The sequence below is a fragment of the Aeromonas sp. 62-46 genome (assembly GCF_001898585.1).
In the GTDB taxonomy this organism is placed as follows: Bacteria; Pseudomonadota; Gammaproteobacteria; order Enterobacterales; family Aeromonadaceae; genus Aeromonas; species Aeromonas caviae.
Window position 1 is genome coordinate 31,524 of record NZ_MKUI01000014.1, and the last position, 19,944, is coordinate 51,467.

At 63.3% G+C, this 19,944-nt stretch carries 20 protein-coding genes; 14 read left to right on the top strand and 6 right to left on the bottom strand.

The annotated features are described in order from the left end of the window. Window positions 1-13: 13 nt before the first annotated feature. Window positions 14-451: a PACE efflux transporter gene (locus BGO64_RS04135; RefSeq protein ID WP_039040541.1), complete on the bottom strand. Its 438-nt coding sequence runs from the start codon at window positions 449-451 to the stop codon at window positions 14-16. Window positions 452-575: 124 nt separating this feature from the next. Between BGO64_RS04135 and BGO64_RS04140 the strand changes: the two genes are divergently transcribed. Then, window positions 576-1,457 carry a LysR family transcriptional regulator gene (locus tag BGO64_RS04140; RefSeq protein WP_010675650.1) on the top strand — a complete coding sequence of 294 codons (882 nt, stop codon included), beginning with the start codon at window positions 576-578 and terminating at the stop codon, window positions 1,455-1,457. Between the two features lie 6 nt (window positions 1,458-1,463). On the opposite strand, the gene ygfZ is transcribed toward BGO64_RS04140, so the two are convergent. Continuing rightward, the gene (gene ygfZ, locus BGO64_RS04145) at window positions 1,464-2,375 is read right to left on the bottom strand and encodes a tRNA-modifying protein YgfZ (RefSeq protein WP_286700233.1); all 912 of its coding nucleotides are present in this window, start codon (window positions 2,373-2,375) and stop codon (window positions 1,464-1,466) included. Between the two features lie 113 nt (window positions 2,376-2,488). On the opposite strand from ygfZ, the gene BGO64_RS04150 reads away from it, so the two are divergent. Both BGO64_RS04150 and BGO64_RS04155 read left to right on the top strand, forming a co-directional pair. Next, window positions 2,489-2,758 carry an FAD assembly factor SdhE gene (locus BGO64_RS04150; RefSeq protein ID WP_104452276.1) on the top strand — a complete coding sequence of 90 codons (270 nt, stop codon included), beginning with the start codon at window positions 2,489-2,491 and terminating at the stop codon, window positions 2,756-2,758. Between the two features lie 58 nt (window positions 2,759-2,816). Further along, window positions 2,817-3,188, top strand: a complete 372-nt coding sequence (locus tag BGO64_RS04155) for a protein YgfX (RefSeq protein ID WP_286700254.1) — start codon at window positions 2,817-2,819, stop codon at window positions 3,186-3,188. 120 nt (window positions 3,189-3,308) lie between these two features. On the opposite strand, the gene nadB is transcribed toward BGO64_RS04155, so the two are convergent. Further along, window positions 3,309-4,916, bottom strand: coding sequence for an L-aspartate oxidase (nadB, locus tag BGO64_RS04160; protein ID WP_010675646.1), 1,608 nt, complete (start codon window positions 4,914-4,916; stop codon window positions 3,309-3,311). A 181-nt stretch (window positions 4,917-5,097) separates the two neighbouring features. Between nadB and rpoE the strand changes: the two genes are divergently transcribed. The 10 genes from rpoE to pdxJ all read left to right on the top strand — a co-directional run bounded on the left by rpoE (window position 5,098) and on the right by pdxJ (window position 13,962). Beyond that, entirely contained in the window at window positions 5,098-5,679 is a 582-nt protein-coding gene (rpoE, locus tag BGO64_RS04165; protein ID WP_010675645.1) for an RNA polymerase sigma factor RpoE, read from the top strand. 22 nt (window positions 5,680-5,701) lie between these two features. After that, window positions 5,702-6,289: a sigma-E factor negative regulatory protein gene (locus BGO64_RS04170; RefSeq protein WP_041211670.1), complete on the top strand. Its 588-nt coding sequence runs from the start codon at window positions 5,702-5,704 to the stop codon at window positions 6,287-6,289. Between the two features lie 21 nt (window positions 6,290-6,310). Then, entirely contained in the window at window positions 6,311-7,291 is a 981-nt protein-coding gene (locus BGO64_RS04175) for a MucB/RseB C-terminal domain-containing protein (protein WP_261998959.1), read from the top strand. Window positions 7,292-7,381: 90 nt separating this feature from the next. Beyond that, complete coding sequence (locus tag BGO64_RS04180) at window positions 7,382-7,843, top strand: SoxR reducing system RseC family protein (protein ID WP_039040538.1); 462 nt, start codon at window positions 7,382-7,384, stop codon at window positions 7,841-7,843. Window positions 7,844-8,002: 159 nt separating this feature from the next. Then, window positions 8,003-9,796 carry a translation elongation factor 4 gene (gene lepA / locus BGO64_RS04185; protein WP_010675641.1) on the top strand — a complete coding sequence of 598 codons (1,794 nt, stop codon included), beginning with the start codon at window positions 8,003-8,005 and terminating at the stop codon, window positions 9,794-9,796. A gap of 3 nt (window positions 9,797-9,799) precedes the next feature. Next, a complete protein-coding gene (lepB, locus tag BGO64_RS04190) occupies window positions 9,800-10,723 on the top strand; it encodes a signal peptidase I (protein ID WP_010675640.1) in 924 nt (307 codons plus the stop codon). Next, window positions 10,724-11,395 (top strand): ribonuclease III, encoded by a 672-nt coding sequence (rnc, locus tag BGO64_RS04195; protein WP_010675639.1) that lies wholly within the window; start codon window positions 10,724-10,726, stop codon window positions 11,393-11,395. A 61-nt stretch (window positions 11,396-11,456) separates the two neighbouring features. Then, the gene (gene era / locus BGO64_RS04200) at window positions 11,457-12,356 is read left to right on the top strand and encodes a GTPase Era (RefSeq protein WP_041211854.1); all 900 of its coding nucleotides are present in this window, start codon (window positions 11,457-11,459) and stop codon (window positions 12,354-12,356) included. Continuing rightward, window positions 12,357-13,067, top strand: coding sequence for a DNA repair protein RecO (gene recO, locus BGO64_RS04205; protein WP_039040537.1), 711 nt, complete (start codon window positions 12,357-12,359; stop codon window positions 13,065-13,067). It begins immediately after the preceding gene. A gap of 157 nt (window positions 13,068-13,224) precedes the next feature. Further along, complete coding sequence (gene pdxJ, locus BGO64_RS04210; protein WP_010675636.1) at window positions 13,225-13,962, top strand: pyridoxine 5'-phosphate synthase; 738 nt, start codon at window positions 13,225-13,227, stop codon at window positions 13,960-13,962. 141 nt (window positions 13,963-14,103) lie between these two features. On the opposite strand, the gene BGO64_RS04215 is transcribed toward pdxJ, so the two are convergent. The 3 genes from BGO64_RS04215 to barA form a co-directional block, all read right to left on the bottom strand. Next, complete coding sequence (locus BGO64_RS04215; protein ID WP_286700234.1) at window positions 14,104-14,994, bottom strand: N-acetylmuramoyl-L-alanine amidase; 891 nt, start codon at window positions 14,992-14,994, stop codon at window positions 14,104-14,106. 32 nt (window positions 14,995-15,026) lie between these two features. Beyond that, a complete protein-coding gene (locus BGO64_RS04220; protein ID WP_041213904.1) occupies window positions 15,027-15,512 on the bottom strand; it encodes a YehS family protein in 486 nt (161 codons plus the stop codon). A 64-nt stretch (window positions 15,513-15,576) separates the two neighbouring features. Further along, window positions 15,577-18,297: a two-component sensor histidine kinase BarA gene (gene barA, locus BGO64_RS04225; protein ID WP_286700235.1), complete on the bottom strand. Its 2,721-nt coding sequence runs from the start codon at window positions 18,295-18,297 to the stop codon at window positions 15,577-15,579. A 269-nt stretch (window positions 18,298-18,566) separates the two neighbouring features. Here barA and rlmD point away from each other — a divergent pair, with 269 nt between their 5' ends. Beyond that, a complete protein-coding gene (gene rlmD / locus BGO64_RS04230) occupies window positions 18,567-19,889 on the top strand; it encodes a 23S rRNA (uracil(1939)-C(5))-methyltransferase RlmD (protein WP_119197319.1) in 1,323 nt (440 codons plus the stop codon). Window positions 19,890-19,944: the final 55 nt, after the last annotated feature.

Here is a 19,944-nt window from a genome sequence, read left to right on the forward strand (position 1 = left end):
CCCCTCGAATCGCTTATCCCAGCGCCTTCTGCACCTGTCCCATGGGAATGGGGAACACCTTGTCGTAGCTCCAGTTGTAGACGAAGGCATAGACCAGGTAGAAGAGCACGAAGCCCATATCCAGCACCAGCGCCTCCAGCAGGCCGATGTCGAGCCACCAGGACATCACCGGCAGGGCCACGATCAGCAGGCCCCCCTCGAACCCCAGGGTGTGCAGCACACGCTGCCACAGCGCCTTGTGGGTGTGGCCCTGATAGCGCAGCAGCAGCTTGTCCACCCCGATGTTGTAGACATAGTTCCAGACGGTGGCGACCACCGAGAAGAACAGGGCCAGGGGGCCCATGTGGTTGAGCCCGACGCCGGTCACCCAGCTGGCCAGCGGGGCGGCGATCAGCAGGCCAATCAATTCGAAGCCGATGGCGTGGCGCAGGCGGTCACGGGTCGTACGCATGGTCTGTCTCTCTCTTTGGTCAGGGAATGGCGGCAATGTATCGCCAAAACCGGATAGATTCACGTTGGTATCTATCGCTAAAATAGATAGATGTGACGACACAACAGCACGGCGGAGCTGGCTCATGACCCCTTCACTGGAACACTTCAAGGCATTGCTGGCGACGGCCGAGACCGGGTCGTTTTCGGCGGCGGCGCGCAGGCTGGGCAAGGCCCAGTCGGTGGTGAGTGCCGCCATCGCCAATCTGGAGATCGATCTCGGCCTTGCGCTGTTCGATCGCAGCGGCCGCTATCCCGTGCTGACCGAGGCGGGTGCCCGCATCTGTCAGGAGGCGGGGGTGCTGCTGGCCCAGAGCGAGCGACTGCAGGCCATCGCCGGCGAGCTGGCCAACGGCGTCGAGTCGCGCCTCACCCTGGCCATCGACGATGACTCCCACCTGCCCTGGCTTGGTTCCCTGCTGGAGGAGTTCGCCAGCCGTTACCCGGCGGTGGAGCTGGAGCTGTTGTTCCCGCTGATGGAGGACGTGACCGAGCTGCTCAAGAGCGGCCGTGCCCAGCTCGGCATCAGCTATCAGAAGGCGCACCCCGAGCGGGAGCTGGTCTCCCGCTCCCTGGGGACGGTCACCATGCCCCTGGTGGTCTCTCCGGATCACCCCCTGGCCCACAAGACGCCGTTGAAGGAGAGCGACCTTCAAGGGGCTCGCCAGTTGATGGTGACCGGACGGCGGGAGGGGACGGAGCGCCATCGCTTCCGCCTCTCGGCGCAAGTGTGGTGGGTGGAGGGGGATCTCGGGATCCTGGAGCTGGTGAAACTGGGGCTGGGATGGGCGGCGGTGCCCGAGTTTCTGCTGCACCGGCCCCTGGCGCGGGGGGAGCTGGTGGTGCTCAAGCCGGACTTCATCGCCGAGGCGGAACTGGCGCTGGAGTTGCAGTGGTATCGCGCCCGCCCGCTCGGGCAGGCGGGGCGCTGGTTGCAGGAGGCACTGCTGGCGCGGGTGCCTCGCTAGGGGGATTCAGTCGATCAACGCATAGGGCAGGGGTTGCAGACTGAGGCTGGAGCCCTCTTCCAGCTTGAGGCGGAAGCGGGCGTCGGCCTCGGTGTCCTTGGGCAGCACGGCGGTGAGCCACACCTGACCCTGCTGCTGCCAGGCATTGAGCACCAGACCGCTGCGGCGCCAGTTGTCACCGAGCTGGATCTCCAGGGTGTCACCGCTGGCCACCTGCATTGCGGCCGTGCCGCTCAGCACGAAGAGGGCGCGGTTGTTGGCGCCGCGATACTTGGCGCGCGCCACCGTCTCCTGCCCCATGTAGCAGCCCTTGTTGAAGCTGATGCCATCAAGGGCTTGCAGGTTCAGCATCTGGGGGATGTATTCCCCCTGATGGACGGCTTCCAGATGAGGGAGACCGGCTTTGATTTCCAGCCCCCACCAGAGTCCTTCGTCGCCCACCGGCAGGTTCAGGGCCAGCGGGGATGTGCTCGCCAGCAGCCAGCGGTCCGCCTCCACCCTGACTGCCATGCCGCCCTCCACCAGACCGGTGCCGGTCAGCGCGAAGTGCTGTGCCATCCAGTCGTCCGTCCCCTGACCGGCCAGTCCGGTCAGGCTGCCCTGAAACTCGCCGATCTCGACCTTGGCAAAGATCGCAAACTTCTTGAGCTCCGGCAGCTGGCGGGCCAGCACCGAGGGCTTGGTCAGCATCAGCAGGCTGTCTTCCAGGCAGAGCAGGCGAAAATCGCTCCACAGCTTGCCCTTGGGATCGCAGTGGCCGCCGAGGGTGCTCTGGCCCGGTTGCAGGGCGTTGACGTCGCAGGTGACCTGACCTTGCAGATACTTGGCGCGATCCGGGCCGCCGAGGCGGGTGATGGCCAGATTGGTCAGGGAAAACAGGGTCGGCTCGGCAGGAAGAAGAGGGGTCGGCAGGCTCACGATGGGATTCCAGAGACAGAAAGTATGTGACCTGCATGGTAAAGACGTAAGGAATGTTTGTCAGCCGGAAAATCCTGCTGCTACCATTCCCCGGTCTTTGTAAGGAGAGTTCCATGTTGAACCCAAGTGAGAAGTCCCGCCTGAAGTGGGCCTGCCGTCGCGGCATGCTCGAGCTGGATGTGATCTTTATGCCCTTCTTTGAGCACGAGTTCGATGGCCTCGGCGAGGCCGAACAGCTCACCTTCATCCGCCTGCTGGAGTGCGAGGATCCCGAGCTGTTCCGCTGGTGCATGGGTCACGGCGTGCCTGAGGATCCCGCTTTTGCCGCCATGATCCCCCTGATCCTCGAGCGCAACCAGGCCCGCCACGACAGCCTGCGCTGAGTCCGACTCGCGACCGCCACCCCTCATGGCCAGCCTCGCGTCTCCCCAGCGGGTAGTGATGCCCGTGATCGCCTCCCGCCAGCAGCGTCTGCTGCTGTGCATCCTGTTTCTGTTGCTGCTCTTGCCCGTCGCCAGCCTGATCCAGGGCTGGCAATGGGGGCTGTTCCTCCCTGTCTGGGGGCTGAGTCTGTGGCGCGCGTTGCGCCGCCATCCGGCGACGAGCGGCGTGCTCGTCTGGGACGGGGAGTGGCTCGAGTGGCAAGGGGGGCGCCATCGGCTGGATCCCCGCAGCCGCATCCTGCCCGGGGTGCTCTGGTTGCGGCTGAAGACGGTGGAGGGCTCCGAGGGGCAGCTCTGGCTCTTCTCCGATGCCCTGGCCCCTGCACACTACCGCGCCCTGGCCCGCGCCATCCACCTCGCTGTCCGCTAGGGGTGTCTCTCTCTACCTGCCACATCTGCCGCTCATAGCAGATGACCCCGCCTGGGCGGGGTCATCTGGGAGAGGGCATACGCCCGAATCGAACGCAACGACCTTATTCCTGATCCGGCGTCATTCCCGATCCGGGGTCAGCACGGTTGGCTTGGAGTCCGGCTGCATGTCCGGATAATCCAGGTTGTAGTGCAGACCGCGTGACTCCTTGCGCTCCAGGGCGCAGTTGACGATGAGCTCGGCCACCTGCAACAGGTTGCGCAGCTCCAGCAGGTTGTTGGAGACCCGGAAGTTGGCGTAGTACTCCTGCACCTCCTGCTTGAGCAGATCGATGCGACGCTTGGCCCGGGCCAGGCGCTTGTTGGTGCGCACTATGCCCACGTAGTCCCACATCATCAGCCGCAGCTCGTGCCAGTTGTGCTGGATCACCACCTGCTCGTCCGAGTCATCCACCTGGCTCTCGTCCCAGGCCGGCAGGCTGGGGGGCGCCACGCTGGTGGGCAGCTTGGCCAGGATGTCGGCTCCCGCCTGATGGGCATAGACCACGCATTCGAGCAGGGAGTTGGAGGCCATGCGATTGGCGCCGTGCAACCCGGTATAGGTCACCTCGCCGATGGCATAGAGGCCGGGGATGTCGGTCTGGCCGTTGTTGTCGATCATCACGCCGCCACAGGTGTAGTGGGCCGCCGGGACGATGGGCATCGCCTCCCTGGTGATGTCGATACCGACCGCGAGGCAGCGCTCATAAATGGTCGGGAAGTGCTTGATGATGAAATCCGCCGGCTTGTGGCTGATGTCCAGATACATGCAATCCGCCCCGAGGCGCTTCATCTCGTGGTCGATGGCGCGGGCGACGATGTCCCGCGGGGCCAGCTCGGCCCGCTCGTCAAACTCCGGCATGAAGCGGCTGCCGTCGGGACGGCGCAGATAGGCCCCCTCGCCACGCAGCGCTTCGGTCAGCAGGAAGTTGGGGTCGTCCGGGTGGAACAGGCTGGTGGGGTGGAACTGGTTGAACTCCAGGTTCGCCACCCGGCAGCCGGCGCGCCACGCCATGGCGATGCCGTCGCCAGAGCTGACGTCCGGGTTGGAGGTGTACTGGTACACCTTGGAGGCCCCGCCGGTGGCCAGCGCCACGAAGCGGGCGCGGATCACCTCGACCTGCTCGGCGTTGCGATTCCAGACATAGGCTCCCAGTACCTTGTTGCCCGGCAGACCCAACTTGCGGGTGGTGATGAGATCGACCGCGTTGAAGCGCTCCATCAGCTGGATGTTGGGGTGGGCGCGCACCTGGTCGATCAGGGTGAGCTGCACCGCCTTGCCGGTGGCGTCGGCCGCGTGGAAGATGCGGCGATGGCTGTGGCCCCCTTCCCGGGTCAGGTGATAGTGGGATTCCCCCTCGGCATCCTCTTCCTGATCGAAGGGGACCCCTTGCTGAATGAGCCACTGGATGGAGTCGCGGGCGTTGCGGGCGGTGAACTCCACCACCGCCGGGTCGCACAACCCGGCGCCGGCGTTGAGCGTGTCGCTCACGTGGGATTCGATGCTGTCGGTCTCGTCGAACACGGCAGCGATGCCTCCTTGCGCATAGAGAGTGGCCCCCTCACTGATGGGCCCCTTGCTCAGAACCAGGACTTTGGCCTGGTCTGCCAATCGCAACGCGAGGGACAGACCGGCGGCACCGCTGCCAATGATGAGTACGTCGCAAAGGTATTCAACACTTGCTTTCATAAGTATCATTGGCCTGGATTAAGAACTGGCCCCATGGTAGCCCAAGGGGGGTTGTGATGCAGCCCGCATCACATTTTTTTCAATGCAAGCGAACTTTCCCTGATTCCTCCTGTCTGAACTTGTGCGCTTAGAAGGGGCCGGAAAAGAAAAACGATAACCTGATGGGGGTTTTACGGCTCTGATGAGCGACCAGAATCTACTGGACGAACAGCTGGTTGAACGGGTCCAGCGTGGCGATAAAAATGCATTCAACCTGTTGGTACGCAAGTACCAGCACAAGGTGGTCAACCTGGTGGCCAGGTATGTCAACAATCCGGGCGATGTACCGGATGTGGCGCAGGAGGCATTCATCAAGGCCTACCGTGCGTTGCCGACATTCCGTGGCGAGAGCGCGTTTTACACCTGGTTGTACCGGATTGCCGTCAACACGGCCAAAAACTACCTGACGTCACAGGGGCGCAGACCGCCCAGCAGTGATGTCGAAGCGGACGAGGCTGAATATTATGGTGGTGGTGAAGCCCTGCAAGAGGTGGCCACCCCGGAAAACCTGGCGCTGACCGACGAGATCAAGCGTACCGTGTTTACCGCCATAGAAGCCTTGCCAGAAGATTTGAGAACGGCGATCACCCTTCGTGAAATGGAAGGGCTGAGCTACGAGGAGATTGCGGAGATCATGGATTGTCCGGTGGGTACGGTGAGATCCCGCATCTTCCGGGCGAGGGAAGCAATCGATAAAAAGCTGCAACCTCTGATCGAGCATTAACTGGGGAAAGACAGGCAAACTTATGGCAAATAAAGAGCAACTTTCAGCCCTGATGGATGGCGACCTTAGCGAAATCGAGGTACTGAACGAGCTGGGAACGGATCCCGCTCTGCAGGATACCTGGTCGCGTTACCATCTGATCGGTGATGCCATGCGGGGTGACCTGCCGGTCAATCTGCAACTGGATCTCAGCGACAGCATCATGCTGGCGCTGGAGGATGAACCCGCCATACTGGCGCCCAAGCCGGCACAGCCTGCTGCGCCCCAGGTGCAGCCCGCCGGCAAGGTGATCCCCTTCGTTCGCCGCTTTGGCCAGCAAGTGGGGCAGTATGCCATTGCCGCCTCCGTGGCTGCCGCCGTCATCTTCGGCGTGCAGCAGTACCAGGGCAAGGATGGTGTACCGACCAGTCCGGTGCTCAATACCATACCCGTGGGTGGCAGTGCTGCGCCGGTGAGCGTGCACTATCCCCAGGATGGCAGCCGGACCGGTGTGCGTCAGCAAGGTCTGAGCGAGCAGCAGATGCAGGAGCAGCGCGAGCGCATCAATGCCTTCCTGCGCGACCATCAACTGCAACAGCGTCTGCTGCAAGACAAGCAGATTCAGGAATAACGCATTTTTAGGGATCAGATCGTGCGCCAGTCCAGCCGTATCCTGCTGGCCTCTCTCCTGTTGATTTGTGCCAAGGCCTCGGCCGACGATCTGTCGGCCGAGGCCTTGTTGCAGCAGATGCAGAGTGCCGTTTCGCAACAAAACTTCGAATTGTCCATGGTCAAGGCCCGCCAGGGGCGCCTCGAGCCTATCCGTTTCAGCCACGGGATCATCGATGGCAAGGAGGTGGCTCACTTGAGCTATCTCGACGGCAAGGCCGTGGAGTTCCTGCAACGCCAGAACGAATACACCTTCTTCGAAAACACCCATGAACCCTACACCCTCAAGGGGGCGCGTTTCCCCGGGGTCTGGTCGAGCCTGGTGAGGATGCCGCTGCCCCGGGTGATGGAGAGTTATGACCCCGTGCTGGCGGGCCGCAGCCGGGTGGCCGGCCTGGTGGCACAAGTGGTACGGCTGGTGCCCAAGGAGGCGGACAAGTACGGCTTCGTGCTCTGGATTGACGAACAGAGCCATCTGCTGCTGCGGGTGGACATGGTGGATCGGGAAGGAAATCTGGTGGAGCAGGTGCTGGGGGTGGATCTGGACAGGCAATCTGCGCCGGCCCCCTGGCTGGTCACCCTGGCACGCAGCAAGCTGCCGGATGCGCTGGCGCTGGAAGATGCCTATCCCGCTCCCCAGCAGACCCTCAACTGGCACCTGACCTGGTTGCCCGATGGCTTCAAGGTGCTCTCTCAGGATCGGCATCAGCTGGTCAGCACCAGTCTGCCGGTGGATTACATGATGCTCTCCGACGGGCTGGTGGATCTCTCCGTCTATGTTTCCCGGGTCGATCCCAAGCAGGCGGTGCGCCAGCAGTTGATTCGCCAGGGGGCCACCTCGCTGGTGAGCTTCGTCAACGAGGTCGGGGTAGAGATCACCGTGGTGGGCGAGGTGCCCGCCGAAACCGCCAAGCGCATCGCCGAGGCCGTGCAGCCGCTGGCCCGCAACGAGGTGGTGCAGTGAGTCTTTGCCGTGAGACTTGCCCTGAGGGTGCCGCCGTGCTGAGATCCGGTGCATCCACCGCCCCCTGTGAGGAGTCATCAGGTGAGTAACATGAGTGAAGAGCTGGCCACAGTAGTGGCCATCGACGGCAATCACGCCTGGGTGGAGTGCGAGCGGCGATCCGCCTGCAGCGGTTGCCACCAACAATCCAGCTGCGGGACCGGCACCGTCGCCAAGGCCTTTCCCATGAAGGCGCAGCGGCTGCGGGTCGCCCTCACCGGCGATGTAGCGGTGGGCCAGCAGATCCGCCTGGGCATCCCTCAGGCCAGCATCCTGCGCGGTGCGGCCCTGGTGTACGTGCTGCCGCTCTTCTGTCTGCTGCTGGGCGCCCTGCTCGGCCAGCTCTGGCTGGTGCCGCTCTTGTCGGCGGGAGAGGGGGTGACCATCCTCTGCTGTCTGCTGGGCGGCGCCATCGGATTTTTACTGGTTCGTTACTTTTCTGACCGGCTCGAGCAGGGGGAATACGGTCCCCGCATGCTCGGGGTGGTGCTCAATACCCGTCATCTCTCTTGAGGGGCCGGGTCTGGCGGAGGGCATCCAGGTGCCCAACGCCCGCCAGACAAGGCGCTATTTGTGGGGCCCGCCGACTAAAGATTGGCCGTCGACCGGGTTATCCAGTAAAATCCTGCCCTCATATCCGACCCTAACTTAATTTTGAGTGATTCTTGCTCGATGAAACACATTCGTAACTTTTCGATTATTGCGCACATCGACCACGGTAAGTCGACCCTGTCGGACCGTCTGATCCAGACTTGCGGCGGCCTGTCCGATCGCGAGATGCAGGCCCAGGTGCTGGACTCCATGGATCTGGAGCGCGAGCGCGGCATTACCATCAAGGCACAGAGTGTGACCCTGAACTACCAGGCACAAGACGGTAACACCTATCAGCTGAACTTTATCGACACCCCGGGCCACGTGGATTTCTCCTACGAGGTTTCTCGCTCCCTGGCTGCCTGTGAAGGGGCACTGCTGGTGGTGGATGCCGGTCAGGGGGTTGAGGCACAGACTCTGGCCAACTGCTATACCGCCATGGAAATGGATCTGGAAGTGGTGCCGGTGCTGAACAAGATTGACCTGCCGGCCGCAGAGCCCGAGCGGGTTGCCGAGGAGATCGAGGACATCGTCGGCATCGACGCGGTGGACGCGGTGCGCTGCTCCGCCAAGACCGGCCTCGGTGTCGATCTGGTGCTGGAAGAGATCGTCGCCAAGATCCCGTCCCCGGAAGGGGATCCGGAGGCGCCGCTGCAGGCGCTGATCATCGACTCCTGGTTCGACTCCTATCTCGGGGTCGTGTCGCTCGTGCGGATCAAGAACGGTTCCCTGAAAAAGAACGACAAGATCAAGGTGATGAGCACCGGTCAGGTGTGGGGTGTGGATCGCATCGGTATCTTCACGCCGAAGCAGGTGGACACCGACGGCCTGGGTTGTGGCGAGGTAGGTTGGGTCGTCTGCGGCATCAAGGACATCCACGGTGCGCCGGTGGGGGATACCCTGACCCTGGCCAAGCACGGTGCCGAGAAGGCGCTGGCCGGCTTCAAGAAGGTGAAGCCCCAGGTCTATGCGGGCCTGTTCCCCATCTCCAGCGATGACTACGAGTCCTTCCGTGACGCGCTGGAGAAGCTCTCCCTCAACGATGCCTCCCTGTTCTACGAACCGGAGAGCTCCACGGCGCTGGGCTTCGGCTTCCGCTGCGGCTTCCTCGGGATGCTGCACATGGAGATCATCCAGGAGCGTCTGGAGCGTGAATACGATCTGGATCTCATCACCACTGCGCCGACCGTGGTCTACGAGATCGAGCTGAACGATGGCTCCACCATCCACATCGACAGCCCGGCCCAGATGCCCGCCATCAACAACATCAAGGAGATGCGCGAGCCCATCGCCGAGTGTCACATCCTGCTGCCGCAGGAGTACATGGGCAACGTCATCACCCTCTGCATCGAGAAGCGCGGCGTACAGACCAACATGGTCTACCACGGCAAGCAGGTGGCGCTGACCTACGAGATCCCGATGGCGGAAGTGGTGCTCGACTTCTTCGACCGTCTGAAGTCCACCAGTCGCGGCTACGCCTCCCTGGACTACGGCTTCAAGCGCTTCGAAACCTCCGACATGGTCCGTCTGGACATCATGATCAATGGCGAGCGGGTCGACGCCCTGGCCATCATCACCCACAAGGAGAACGCCCAGTATCGCGGTCGCCAGGTGGTGGAGAAGATGCGCGAGCTGATCCCGCGCCAGATGTTCGACATCGCCATCCAGGCCGCCATCGGCAACCAGATCATCGCCCGCAGCACCGTCAAGGCATTGCGTAAAGACGTCACCGCCAAGTGCTACGGTGGTGACGTGAGCCGGAAGAAGAAGCTGCTGAATAAGCAGAAAGAAGGCAAGAAGCGGATGAAGTCCCTGGGCCGTGTGGACGTGCCGCAAGAGGCCTTCCTCGCCATTCTCCACGTCGGAAAGGATTAATCGATGGCAAGCACCTTTTCCCTGATCCTCGTCGTCGTCACCCTGCTGACCGGCATCATCTGGACGCTCGACAAGCTGGTCTGGGCCAAGCAGCGGGCGGCCAAGATTGCCGCCGCCCGTGCCAATGCCGGCCCGGATGTGGACGAGAAGACACTGGCCAAGGTGGCCCCCATGCCGGTCTGGATCGAACAGACCGGCGGGGTTTTCCCGGTGATCGCGCTGGTGCTGATCCTGCGCTCCTTCATCTTCGAGCCGTTCCAGATCCCGTCCGGCTCCATGATGCCGACCCTGCTGGTGGGCGACTTCATCCTGGTGGAGAAGTTTGCCTACGGCCTCAAGGACCCGGTGACCAACACCAAGTTCCTCGAGACCGGTGAGCCGAAGCGCGGTGATGTGGTGGTCTTCAAGTATCCGCTGGATACCCGGGTGGACTACATCAAGCGGGTGGTCGGCATGCCCGGCGATCGGGTCATCTATCGCAACAAGGAGCTGATGATCCGGCCCAAGTGCGATGAGCAGGAAGGGAAAACGTGCCCCGGCTTCCAGAAGCTGGACGTCAAGTTCGAGCAGCGCGGCGAGTTCAGCCAGATGGGGATCCCGCTGGATCGCTACACCGAACAGCTGGGCGATGTCTCCCACGAGACCTTGCGCAACCCGCTGATGCCGGACCTGGTGGACCGCTACTATCGCCAGCCCGGCACCTACCCCGACGAGTGGGTGGTGCCGGAAGGCCACTATTTCGTGATGGGTGACAACCGCGACAACAGCACCGACAGCCGTTTCTGGGGCTTCGTGCCCGAGCAGAACCTGGTGGGCAAGGCGGTCGCCATCTGGATCAGTTTCGAATTCGAGCGCGAGGAAGGGTCCAGCTTGCCGAGCTGGGTGCCGACCGGTGTGCGCTTCAACCGCATTGGCGGAATCAAGTAAATGAATATCAAGATGAACAGACTGCAGTCCCGTCTCGGGCATGTCTTTCAGGATCCTGAGCTGCTGACCCGGGCACTGACCCATCGCAGCGCAGGGTCCCGTCACAACGAGCGCCTGGAATTTCTGGGGGACTCCATCCTGAGTCTGGTGATTGCCGATGACCTCTTCCACCGCTTCCCGCAGGCGGCGGAAGGGGATCTCAGCCGGATGCGCGCCACCCTGGTGCGCGAGAAGACGCTGGCCGAGCTGGGCCGGGAATTCGACCTCGGGGATCACCTGATCCTGGGGCCGGGGGAGCTGAAAAGCGGCGGTTTTCGCCGCGAGTCCATCCTGGCCGACACCGTCGAGGCGGTGATCGGCGCCATCTATCTGGACACGGATCTGGAGCGGGTGCGCAGCCTCCTGCTCGGCTGGTATGCCAGCCGCCTTGGCGAGATCAAGCCTGGGATCGAACAGAAGGATCCCAAGACCCGTCTGCAAGAGATCCTGCAGGGCAGCCGCAAATCCCTGCCGACCTACACGGTGACCAACGTCAAGGGCGAGGCCCACAACCAGGAGTTCACCGTCCAGTGCGAAGTGGATGGGCTGGATGGCCCCCTGGTCGGGATCGGCTCCAGCCGCCGCAAGGCCGAACAGGCCGCGGCGCAGCAAGCACTGGAACGGCTGTCATGAGCACCATGACGGATCCGGCACAGTGCGCTCTTTTCACTCCATCAGCATTGGGAACGCGGTCATGACAGATACCACCTATTGCGGCTTTGTCGCCATCGTGGGCCGCCCCAACGTGGGCAAGTCCACCCTGCTCAACAAGTTGCTCGGCCAGAAGGTCAGCATCACCTCGAAGAAGCCCCAGACTACCCGTCACCGGATCCTGGGGATCGACACCGAGGAGAACCATCAGACCATCTATGTGGATACCCCGGGTCTGCACATCGAGGAGAAGCGGGCCATCAACCGCCTGATGAACCGCGCCGCCACCAGTTCCCTGGGGGACGTGGCCATGGTGGTGTTCGTGGTGGACGGCACCCACTGGACCAAGGATGACGAGATGGTGCTGGGCAAGCTGCGCCACCTCAAGTGCCCTGTGGTGCTGGCGGTCAACAAGATCGACAACGTCAAGGAGAAAGAGGATCTGCTGCCGCACCTCGAGTGGCTGGGTCAGCAGATGAACTTTGCCCACATCCTGCCCATCAGTGCCGAGAAGGGCACCAACGTGGAGAAGATCCGCGAGTGGGCCAAGGATCTGCTGCCGGAGAACGTCCACTTCTTCCCGGAAGATTACGTGACCGACCGCTCTTCCCGCTTCATGGCCTCCGAGATCATCCGCGAGAAGCTGATGCGCTTCACCGGTGAGGAGCTGCCCTATTCGGTGACGGTGGAGATCGAGCGCTTCAAGGTGGAGGAGACAGGTCTTTACCACATCCACGGGCTCATCCTGGTGGAGCGCGAAGGCCAGAAGAAGATGGTCATCGGCAACAAGGGCGAGAAGATCAAGACCATCGGCACAGAGGCGCGCATCGACATGGAACGGCTGTTCCAGAACAAGGTGCATCTCGAGCTGTGGGTCAAGGTCAAGTCCGGCTGGGCCGACGACGAGCGGGCCCTGCGCAGCCTCGGGTATGGCGACGACTGATTGCTGACCCCGGCTTTCGTCATCCACAGTCGGCCCTATCGGGAGACCAGCCAGCTGGTCGAGGTCTTCACCCAGGATAGCGGTCGATTCACCCTGGTGGCTCGCGGTTCCCGCGGGCCACGCTCCTCTCTGAAGGGGCTGCTTCAGCCCTTCACCCTGCTCACCATTGCCTGGCGCGGCAAGGGGGATCTCAAGAACCTCACCCAGGTGGAGTGCCCGGATCACTCGTTGCGCCTCGGCGGGGATCGTCTCTTCTACGGCCTCTATCTCAACGAGCTGGTCTACTACCTGCTGGAAGCGCACACCCCCTTCCCCGAGGTGTTCGACGCCTATGCCCGTGCCATCATGGCCCTGGCGGACGGCGAGACCCCGGAGCTGCCCCTGCGCCGCTTCGAGTTCCTGCTGCTGCAGGCCCTGGGCTACGCGGTGGACTTCGAATATGCCGCGGACGACGACTCCCCCATCGACCCCACCCTGCTCTACGGCTTCGAGCGGGAGCTCGGCTTTGTCGCTTGCGAGCGGGCGCCGGATCCCCGTACCCTGTTCCTCGGCGCCCACCTGCTGGCCTTCGCCGAGGGGCGTTTCGACACGCCTCCCTTGCTGCAGGCGGCCAAGCGTTTCAGCCGGCTGGCGCTGCAGCCCTATCTCGGCAAGCGTCAACTGAAGAGCAGGGAGCTCTTTTTGAAGCGAAAAGGCAGTGTTTCAAGCTGATTTTTATTATCTGGTGATGTTTTGTGTTTATGACATCGCCTTTCATGAACAATAATGCTGTCGCCGCGACCAGAACCGGCCTGCGGCGGCACATGGACAGAGGAGCGGGCTCCACCCGCTCCGGCATTCACAGATGACCTGTATCAAGGAGTAAGCAATGAGCGAGATCTACCTGGGTGTGAACATCGACCATATCGCCACCCTGCGCAACGCCCGCGGCACCCAGTATCCGGATCCGGTACAGGCCGCCTTCGTGGCCGAGCAGGCCGGTGCCGATGGCATCACGGTCCACCTGCGGGAAGATCGCCGCCACATCACCGACCGGGACGTGGAGATCCTGCGCCAGACCATCCAGACCAGGATGAACCTGGAGATGGCGGTGACCGAGGAGATGATCGGCATCGCCTGCCGCATCAAGCCCCACTTCGTCTGCCTGGTGCCGGAGAAGCGCACCGAGGTGACCACCGAGGGGGGTCTGGACGTGGCGGGCCAGCTGGACAAGGTGACCGATGCGGTGACCCGCCTGGCCGCCGTGGGCGCCCAGGTGTCGCTCTTCATCGATGCGGATCCGTTGCAGATCGATGCGGCCGCCGCGAGCGGTGCTCCCTTCATCGAGATCCACACCGGCCGCTACGCCGATGCCACCACGGATGCCGAGCGCAACGCCGAGTTCAAGCGCATCGCCGCCGGTGCTTCCTACGCCGCTGGCAAGGGCTTGAAGGTCAATGCGGGCCACGGTCTGCACTACCACAACGTCAAGGCTATCGCCGCCATCCCCGAGCTCTATGAGCTCAACATCGGTCACGCCATCATCGGCCGCGCCGCCTTCGACGGTCTGGCCAAGGCGGTCAGCGACATGCGTGCGCTGATGCAGGAAGCCCGTCAGGGGATCTGATGCCGCTTCGCAGGTATCGCAACCACAAGGGACGCTTCGGCGTCCCTTGTGGTTTTCAGGAGTGGAAGGCGGGGTGAACCCCGTGCTCATCTGGCATGGGGCCGGGCATCCGTGTGCAGAGGGCGAAAGGGAAGGGGCGTCTCAGCCTGGTTCCGGGAAGTAGCGCTCCAGCAGGGCGGTGAGGATGGCCTGGCACTCGGCATCCGGCTCGCCGGTGACCAGGGCGGGGCGAAAGTGAAGCTGGAAGGCGCGCAGGACGGCGCGGCTCTGCTCATCCCAGGCGCCGTGCTGGGGGAGGCCGTAGCCGTAACGGGCAAGCTGCTGCTGCCATTGCAGCGCATCCCAGGGGATGAGCTGCGTCTGGCGCAGCTCGGCCACCCGGGCCTCGTCGGGCCAGGCGCCGACACCGTAGCGCAGGGCGAGCTCGCGCCAGGGGAACCGGGGGCCGGGATCCTGCTTGCGCTCGGGGGCGACATCGCTGTGGGCCAGCACCTGGGTGGGGGGGATCTGGTAGCGTTCGACCAGATCCCGGGCGAGGGCGCCGAGGGCGGCGATCTGGGCAGAAGGATAGGGTTGCCAGTGTCTCAGATGGGCGGGCAGGGCCGCGTCTTTCTCGTCATACCCGAGATTCACTATCTCGATGCCGAGCGAACTGGCGTTGAGCCCGGCGTAGTGATGCCAGCGACTGCGTCCGGCGTGCCAGGCCCTCTGGCTGTCGGGCACCAGCTGGTAGACCGGGAACGGTTGCTCGTCGGTGTCGCGGGGGATCAGGTAGTGGGCGCTCACCTTGTGCTCCGGCTCGGTCAGCAGGCGCAGGGAGCGGGCATCCTCTTCATCCGTGTAGTGCAGGATGAGAAAGGCGATGCGCTCGTTCTGGCTGGCGCTCTGATGATCCTGATTGAGCCGATAGGGTGCAGGCTGGCAGGCGCCGAGCAGCAGGATGAGGGGCAGTGACCAGCGCCAGCGCGCCGCGAACCGACACACGCCGCCGCTCGCCGACGGGCGTGGAGCCAGCAGGCGGCGCCAGCTCATGGTCTAGCCTCGCACCTGGCCGGAGGCGGTCATCAGGGCCCGGGCCTGTATTTGGTGGTGAGGCCAATCAGGAAGTTGCGCAGGATCTGATCCCCGCAATCCTGATAGTGCTTGTGATCCCTGGCACGGAACAGGGCGCTCAGCTCGGACTTGGAGAGGTTGAAGTTCGCGAGCTTGAGGGTGCCCAGCATCTCCTCTTCCTTGTAGTTGAGGCCGATGCGCAGCTTGCGCAGGATCAGGTTGTTGTTGATCCGGTTCGGGATCACCTGGGGCGGGGCATCTTCCCGCACACCGCGGCGCAGGGCGATGAAGCCGTCGAGGAACTGGCTCAGTGCCGAGTCCGGGCAGGCGGCGAAGCCCGCTTCCTGTGCCTCGCCCTCTTCGGCCTCTTTCATCAGCCAGCCGTGCAACTGGGCATGGGTGATGGCCAGATTGCCCTTGGCAAAGATCTCGACCATCTGGTCGTTACTGATGCTGAGGGCATAGCGCAGGCGGCGCAGAATATCGTTGTTGGTCATGTTGACTCCTGTGGAAACGGCGCAGATGTTACCACCTGCCGCCTGTCCAGTCAGAAAAAGCGCCTCAGTCGGTCAGGGCCAGGTAGCGGGGGGCCTCCTGCCTCACCTGCTCCAGGGCATCCTGCAGCTCCAGCAATTCGGGTTCCAGATCGCTCACGGCGACCCCGTCGCGCAGCTGCTGCTCGAGCTGGGAGAGCAGGCGTTGCAGACCCGGCACCCCGGAGTAGGCGCAGCCACCGTTGAGGCGGTGGAGCTGGGCCAGCACGTCTGCATCGTCGGCACTCCCTTCCAGCGCCGCCGCCAGGATGGGCTCCACCTCGTCGAAGCTGGCCAGCAGCATGGTCAGCATCTCCCGGGCGAGGGCTGGCTTGCCGGCGGCCTGACGCACGGCAAGGGGCCAGTCTATCTGCTGATCCCCGTGATTCTGGTGCCGCCGGTGGGCGAAGTCGGTGATGAGCTGCGCCAGCATCCCCTCGTCGATGGGTTTGGCCAGGTAGTCGTCCATGCCCTGGCGAATGAGGCGCTCCCGCTCACCGGGAATGGCATGGGCGGTGACCGCGACGATGGGGGTCTCGGTGTTGAGGGAGTAGTGGCGGATCGCCTGGGTGGCGCTGATGCCGTCCATGACGGGCATCTGGATATCCATGAAGATGATGTCGAACGGCTGGCTCTGGGCCAGGTTGACCGCCTCCTTGCCGTTCTTGCACACCACCACCTCGGTCACCATCTCCTTGAGCATGGCGGCGATGAGCTTGAGGTTGGCGGCGTTGTCATCCACCGCCAGCACCTTGACCGCCTGCACACTGCGCGGCGTCGGCGCGGGCAGGGGGGCACGGCGTACCGCCTCGGGGGAGAGCAGGGCGTGCAGCAACTTGCGATGGTTGATGGGCTTGGAGAGGCAGTGGACGGCGCCGTGGGCCAGCATGGCGTCGTAGAGGGCCGGCTCGTGGCTGCTGAGCAGCACTATGGTGTTCTGCTGGCCGTCCAGTCCGTCGAGACGGGCAATCACCTGCTGCGGGCTGTGCAGGGGGCTGCTGCCGATGAGCACCATGTCCTGGCTGCTCATCGGGGGCCACTCCTCGTCCACCGTCAGGGAGTGCACATCCAGGTGCCACTCTCCCAACAGGGCGAGCAGGGAGGCGTGAGTGAAGGGATCCGGCTCCAGCAGCCAGACCCGCTTGCCCTGGATGCGATCCAGCGGAAGCCGCTCGCTCTGGGGCAGGGGCGAGACATCCAGATCCAGGTGGAACGAGAAGACCGACCCCTTGCCGAGTTCGGATTCGAAGCGGATCTGGCCCCCCATCTGCTGCACCAGCTTCTGGGTGATGACGAGCCCGAGTCCGGTGCCCCCATAGCGGCGGGAGATGGAGGAGTCTGCCTGGTTGAAGGCCTGGAACAACTGGCGCTGCTGCTCTTCCGAGATGCCGATGCCGGTATCGCGAATCAGCACCCGCAGGCGCACCTTGTTGCCGCTGGATTCCCCGGTCTGCTCGACACGTACGTCCACGTTGCCGCGCTCGGTGAACTTGATGGCGTTGCCGGTGAGGTTGGTGAGCACCTGCTGCAGGCGCATGGGGTCGCCGGTGAGGTAGTCCGGCACGGCGGCATCCACCTGGAGGGAGAGTTCGAGCTGCTTGTCGTGGGCGCTCGGCCCCAGCAGGTGCATGGTCTCGTTGAGGGTGTCCCGCAGGCTGAAGGGGATGTGCTCGAGCTGCAGTTTGCCCGCTTCCAGCTTGGAGAAGTCGAGGATGTCGTTGATGATCCCAAGGAGGTTGCGCGCCGACTTCTCGATGGTCTGCATGTAGTCGGTCTGGCTCGGGGTCAGGCTGGTCTTGAGCAGCTGGCGGGTGAAGCCGATGACCCCGTTGAGCGGGGTGCGCAGCTCGTGGGACATGTTGGCGAGGAACTCGGACTTGACCCTGGCCGCCTCCTGGGCGCGCTTCTTCGCCATGTCGAGCTCGACGTTCTGGATTTCGATCTGCTCGAGGGTCTCCCGCAGATCCGACGTCGCCTGATCGATGTTCTGCTGCATCTCCTCGTGATATTCGGAGAGCGCCTTGGCCATGGCGTTGATGCCGTTTTTCAGCATGTCGAGCTCGCCGGTGAGCTGGCCGCTGACCCGGGTATCGAGTCGCCCCTCCCTGATCCGGTGCACCGCCTGCACCATGTCGGTGATGGGCTGGGTCACGCTCTTGACCAGACGGAAGCCGAACAGGGCGCTGATGGCCAGCCCGATGAGCACGATGATGACCGCGAAGAAGGCGTCGCGGTACTGCAGGACGATGGCCCTGTCCGTGGCAAGTTGCATGGAGATGTAGCCGATGACCGGCGGCTCCAGATCGCTTGGCAGCGGGAAGCCGTCCAGGCTGGTCTCTGCCTGGATGGGGGTGCGCAGTATGATGTCATCGCCGTTGACGGAGACGCTGGTCAGAGCCGGGATGACGCTGCCGTCCGGCAGACGAAGCTGGCTGAAGTCCCTGTGGTAGTTGGACGTCACGAACAGCTGGTTCTCCTGGGTGAAGACGGCGATGGACTTGATGAAGGGCGAGTTCTTGCGATGGGTGAGCCCGATCAGCCGCTTGAGGGATTCGCGGCTGTGCTGTGTCATGCCGTATTCGCTGGCGATGGCCAGGGGCTCGATGATGTTGATGCCCTGATCGATGAGGTTGTTTTCCAGCTGCTGATAGCGGTGGAAGGTGAAATAGCCGGCGATGAGGCCGCCAATGATGAGGGTCGGCAAGATGGTGAAGGCCAGCACCCGGGCCCTGAGACCGTACTTGGTCATGCCGCCGACCCGCCTTTCGCAAGAGAAGCCATGACCCGGGGCGCATGCAGGCACTGGGGTCGGGCAGGCAATACAGTCAATGTCGCTGTACGGGGTCTCAGGCCGTATCCGGTCATATCAATGGGCCACTTTTGGTCAGAATGGACGATGGGGCGGATGCCGCGGCTGGGGCCCTCAGGCCGTATTTGGTCATACGATTATTCTTGTGGGACAATGGTCTGCCGCAGATTCCACAATCATGACATAGCCACCTATAGGCACCAAGTTTTATGGCCCAGTTTTTCAAGCCCCAAAAGAAGTCCACCCAGCCCCAACGTATTGAATTTACGGTAGACAGTCTGGATCACCACTGTGTCGGCGTCGGCCGTCATCAGGGCAAGGCCATCTTCGTCGAAGGGGCGCTGCCCGGCGAGGCCATCAAGGCCCGCATCATCGACGACAAGAAGCACTATGCCCACGCCGCCCTGCAACAGGTGGTGACCCCGGCGGCCAACCGGGTCGCCCCCTTCTGCGACCACTATCGCGAGTGTGGCGGTTGCAGTGCCCAGCACCTGGGAGAGGGAGATCAGCTGGCGGCCAAGGAGGCGGGACTGGTCAGCCTGTTCGAGCGCCTTGGCAACATCCAGGCGCCAGCGTTGGCACCTGCGCTGACGGGGGAGTCTCGCGCCTACCGCCGGGTCTGCCGTCTGGCCATCAAGTTTGACAAGAACGGTCGCTGCACCCGGGTGGGCTTTCGTCGTCGCCAGTCGAACGATCTGGTAGAGATTGCCGGCTGTCCTGTGCTGGCCGAGCCCCTCTCCGCCCTTATCGCCCCTCTGCGCGAATGCCTCAACCGGCTGAAGAGCCAGCGCGAACTGGGCCATGCGGAACTCATTCAGGGGGAGCAGGGCATTCTGATGCTGCTGCGCCACACCGGTCGCCCCACCGAGGCGGATCGGGCGCACTTGACTGAGTTTGCCACCGCCCAGGGGATAGACCTCTATCTGCAGGCGGCGGACGAGCAGATCGAACCTCTGCGTCAACAGTCTCAGCCAAGTTACACGCTGGATGGCCTGTCTCTTGCATTCGCTCCCGGCGACTTCATCCAGGTCAACGGGCCCGTCAACCAGCGCATGGTGGAGCAGGCATTGAGCTGGCTCGACGCAGGCAAGGATGACAAGGTGCTGGACCTCTTCTGCGGCATCGGCAACTTCACCCTGCCGCTGGCCCGTCAGGCCCGCGAAGTGGTGGGGGTGGAAGGGGAGCTCGCCATGGTGACGCGTGCACAGGAGAATGCTCGCCGCAACGGCATCGACAACGCCCGCTTTTACAAGGCGGACTTGAGCGGCGACATCGTGGGCATGTCCTGGGCCCGGGAAGGGTTCGATCTGGTGCTGCTGGATCCGGCCAGACCCGGGGCGCTGGAGGTGATGAGCCACGTGGTGGCACTTTCCCCCAAACGGGTGGTCTATGTTTCCTGTAACCCGGTCACCCTGGCCCGTGACAGCCAGGTGCTGGTGCAGGGGGGCTACAAGCTGACCCGTCTGGGGATGCTGGACATGTTCCCCCACACTGGTCATCTGGAGTCCATGGCGCTGTTCGAACGGGGCTGAGTCGAGGCGACCGCATTATTCTGGATGAATCAAGATGCGGTCGTGATGATTTTTC